Here is a 3,225-nt window from a genome sequence, read left to right as displayed (position 1 = left end):
GACCCTCTATGCCATCGATAATCATGACCCGCAATCCGGGGCGAATGTCATCGGTCGCGGGCTGATCGGCAGCGTCAAGGGCGATCTGGTGATTGCCTCGCCACTCTACAAACAGCATTTCCGCCTTGAGGACGGCAGTTGCCTGGAGTATCCGCAGCAGCGCCTGCGGGTCTGGCCGGTGCGGCTGAACGAAGGCCAGGTGGAGGTCGCGGTGGCCTGACCCCATGGATTTCGCCGGGGGCTGAGCGCTCATTCAATTAATGATGTATGCCAGGCTCCGGCGGAGTCGATGATCAATGACAAACAGTATCGGAGGTTCGTATGAAAACAGCCGCACAACTGCTGAAGCTCAAGGCCGTGCAGAACCGGCGGGTGCATAGCATCGCGCCAGACCAGACGGTGCTTGAAGCGTTGAGGATGATGGCGGAAAAAAATGTCGGTGCTCTACCCGTCATAGAGGAGGGGCAGGTGGTCGGCGTTATCAGCGAACGCGACTATGCGCGCAAGGTCGTTCTACAGGGGCGCTCTTCGGTCGGTACGCCGGTGCGGGCCATCATGAGCGCGCCCGTCGTGACTGCAGACAGTCAGCAGAGCATTGAGCGTTGCATGGCGGTCATGACCGACAGTCATCTGCGTCATCTACCGGTGGTGGAGGGCGACCAACTGATTGGCCTGTTGTCGATTGGTGATCTGGTCAAGGAAGCCATCGTCGAGCAGACCGAGCTGATCCGGCAACTGGAACACTACATTCGCGGGCATTAAAACGACCGGGGGCAGGGTGGACCGAAGGCTTGTGAGTACATGAAGTTTTCAAATGTGCTGCCCGTCGGAAACCGCACAACGCAGTCGTGAGCAAGTTCAGGAAACGCTGGCCTCCATAGGTGCGCTGGCGGACGGCATGATGGATACCTCGGAGCGTATTCGTTTGTTGAGCTTCGCTGGGGGAAGATCAAAATCGTTATTTTTGTCTCGGCGCTTCAGAAGTACAGGGACAAAGAGACCATTCGAAAAACTGCTCGCTGGTCGAAAAGCAATACTCCATCCAGGGAGTGGGCTGAAGTATGGGCTGGAGCTGATTTAGATTAGGTCATCGTCCTTAAAAAGATGAAATCTCTTGGAGGAATCACCGATCACTTACGAAGAACTGCTTCGGCATGACGAGGTGATCGCTCAACTGCTCGATCTGGGCTGTAGCAAGTTGAGTGAGCTTCGCCAGTTCGAGCCGGATGCCGCGGGCTTGGTTGTAGCCACGAGAGTGTCAGATTTTTTGTGTGCGGGCCGGTAATGGCCTGCCGTCAGGCAGGCCTTTATTTCACCAGGGCGGCCTGATGAATCGATCTCCGTACAAGACCGCAAATTGATTCATGGCATTCTTCCAGTCATGGGCAGCACTGCCCCAATTAGCGGTGATATTTTGTAATGCCAGCCAGATCAGCTTCGTCGCTGCATCGTCAGTTGGAAAGTGACCTCTTGTCTTGATGATCTTGCGCAACAGAGCACCAGGGCTTTATCGGGAGGCGCCAGATACAGCCCGATGACGTCCCAGAATTTCTCTTCGAAGTTCGGGTCGCTGGACAGCTTGAAGGTGCGTGTCAGGTGCGGTTTTATGTCGTTGGCGGCCCATATCCGCTGGACGCTGGCCGGTGAAATGCCGGCGACTCGAGCCATGCTTCGACAGCTCCAGCGAGGCTGACCGATACGCGGCTGAGTGACTTGCTCAAGGGTTCGTTTCGTCGACTCAGTTCAATTTGTTCGTCTTCACTGAGCATGATGTCCTGAGAGTTCATGTGATAACTCCAGGCACTGACTGACCACAGAAGCATAGCTCAGGCCAGAAATTTATTTCTGAGACAGGACACTGGAAGAGCGCAGCCCATTGCGTCCCCCAGTACGTACCGAATAGCGGCTACAGGCCTCTTGGTTGCGGCGCAGCTCCCGGCTTACCGTCGAGGGCGCTCGGTTGATCAAGCAGGTGATCCTTCGCTGACTAAAGCCTTGGGCTTGGCCGAGCTGGATGGCGACGCGTTCTTCAACGCTGAGTTTGCCTTAGGTCATAGTCGAATATAGCCCGCCAGCGTACCGGAATTAACCGCCTTGTATGTCAGTGCTACGCACTCACGCGGCAGGTATAATGAAAAATCTTGCATTGTCTTCGCCGTTTCCGCGGAGTCGAGGTAATCCTGAAGGATAATGAGCTCATAACATGGATAGTCAATTCAAATACTCTGATTTCGTCCCGGCCGACGAGAGTCATTCAAGCGTCTGTTTACAACCCGAACTTGAAAACCTGTTGGGGGACCTTCAGGGATTAAGCTATGCCTACTTTGCTGTTCCTCGAAATCGTGAAGCGGCTCCCCTTATTGTTTCAAATTATCCATCGCCCTGGCTGAAAGCCTATAAGGGAGCCAACTATCATTTGATCGATCCGATCATTCAACACGGCCTTAAAAGTTGCGCGCCATTTTCTTGGAGTGATGCGCTCCAGGCCGTTTCCTGTGACAAGAGTCGGGAGTTGTTTCGACGTTCCAGCCAATACCGGATCTGCTCCGGCGCCACCTTTATCCTGCATGACCCCTGTGGAGTGTTCAGTTCGTTGAGTCTTTGCAACGGCGGGCAGCAAGCCGACTTCGATCGCCGCATGGCCGACCAGCAGGGGCAGATACAGATGGCACTGATCCGCTTTCATAGCCGACTGTTGAGCCTGCGGACGGTGGATGAACTGTTTTCCAAACTTCAGAGTGGGCCACTTTCGGGCAAGGAGATGGGGGTGCTCAAGTGGGTGATGATGGGCAAGTCCTACCGGGAAATCGCGCTGATCTGCGCGATTTCCGAGCGTACGGTCAAATTTCACATGTCCAACATTTCCGGAAAACTGCAGGTCTGCAATGCCAAGCAGGCGGTTTATGAGGCTCGGCGCCAAGGCATCCTCTGATTCAGGCGCTGATCCGCTTGGGCTAACCGAGCGGTGTGTCGCGGATGTGCAGACGATGCGGCCACTGGCTTGCCTGCGTGGATGACAAGGGTTGCTTGCGCGCAATACTGGACATCAGCCGCTGACGATTGAACTCGGTTACCGGCATGTTCAGCAGCAGCACCTTTTCCCCCGGAGAGGCTTCGCCGGTATCCAGCACTTCGTAGTGCCAGCCGGCGTTGCGTACGACCCGTCCCATGGCATTGCTGACCACGGTGATGATCGATTCCAGGCCACTGCCTGCGGCATAGTTG

General features: G+C 55.4%; 4 protein-coding genes and 4 pseudogenes. 4 read left to right on the top strand and 4 right to left on the bottom strand.

What is annotated here, in order from left to right; genetic code table 11:
* The 3 genes and pseudogenes from nirD to AC1DVH_RS28510 all read left to right on the top strand — a co-directional run.
* Positions 1-220: nitrite reductase small subunit NirD (nirD, locus tag AC1DVH_RS28520; protein WP_477756597.1), on the top strand; the 220-nt coding region annotated here is incomplete at its 5' end.
* Between the two features lie 101 nt (positions 221-321).
* Positions 322-762: a CBS domain-containing protein gene (locus AC1DVH_RS28515; protein WP_477756596.1), complete on the top strand. Its 441-nt coding sequence runs from the start codon at positions 322-324 to the stop codon at positions 760-762.
* A gap of 349 nt (positions 763-1,111) precedes the next feature.
* Positions 1,112-1,258: pseudogene (locus AC1DVH_RS28510) on the top strand (diguanylate cyclase); the annotation flags it as partial.
* A 54-nt stretch (positions 1,259-1,312) separates the two neighbouring features.
* Here the strand turns inward: AC1DVH_RS28510 and AC1DVH_RS28505 are convergent.
* The 3 pseudogenes from AC1DVH_RS28505 to AC1DVH_RS28495 form a co-directional block, all read right to left on the bottom strand.
* Positions 1,313-1,498, bottom strand: a pseudogene (locus AC1DVH_RS28505) (IS256 family transposase); the annotation flags it as partial.
* Positions 1,474-1,740, bottom strand: a pseudogene (locus tag AC1DVH_RS28500) (IS630 family transposase); the annotation flags it as partial. The pseudogenes AC1DVH_RS28500 and AC1DVH_RS28505, both read right to left, overlap by 25 nt.
* A gap of 150 nt (positions 1,741-1,890) precedes the next feature.
* A pseudogene (locus tag AC1DVH_RS28495) lies at positions 1,891-2,043 on the bottom strand (helix-turn-helix domain-containing protein); the annotation flags it as partial.
* Between the two features lie 160 nt (positions 2,044-2,203).
* Between AC1DVH_RS28495 and AC1DVH_RS28490 the strand changes: the two are divergent.
* The gene (locus AC1DVH_RS28490; RefSeq protein WP_477756595.1) at positions 2,204-2,932 is read left to right on the top strand and encodes an autoinducer binding domain-containing protein; all 729 of its coding nucleotides are present in this window, start codon (positions 2,204-2,206) and stop codon (positions 2,930-2,932) included.
* Positions 2,933-2,954: 22 nt separating this feature from the next.
* Here AC1DVH_RS28490 and AC1DVH_RS28485 read toward each other — a convergent pair.
* Positions 2,955-3,225, bottom strand: a 271-nt coding sequence (locus AC1DVH_RS28485; protein ID WP_477756594.1) for an acyl-homoserine-lactone synthase, incomplete at its 5' end; no start/stop codon positions are given.

The organism is Pseudomonas sp. P4_C3, assembly GCF_056402075.1.
The sequence above is the reverse complement of the archived record's forward strand: the minus strand, read 5'-3'. Positions and strand labels throughout refer to the sequence as shown.

Bases quoted from the DNA above. Each gene is read 5' to 3' on its own strand.
- AC1DVH_RS28515 (WP_477756596.1), top strand. From the start codon at position 322: ATGAAAACAGCCGCACAACTGCTGAAGCTCAAGGCCGTGCAGAACCGG.
- AC1DVH_RS28490 (WP_477756595.1), top strand. From the start codon at position 2,204: ATGGATAGTCAATTCAAATACTCTGATTTCGTCCCGGCCGACGAGAGT.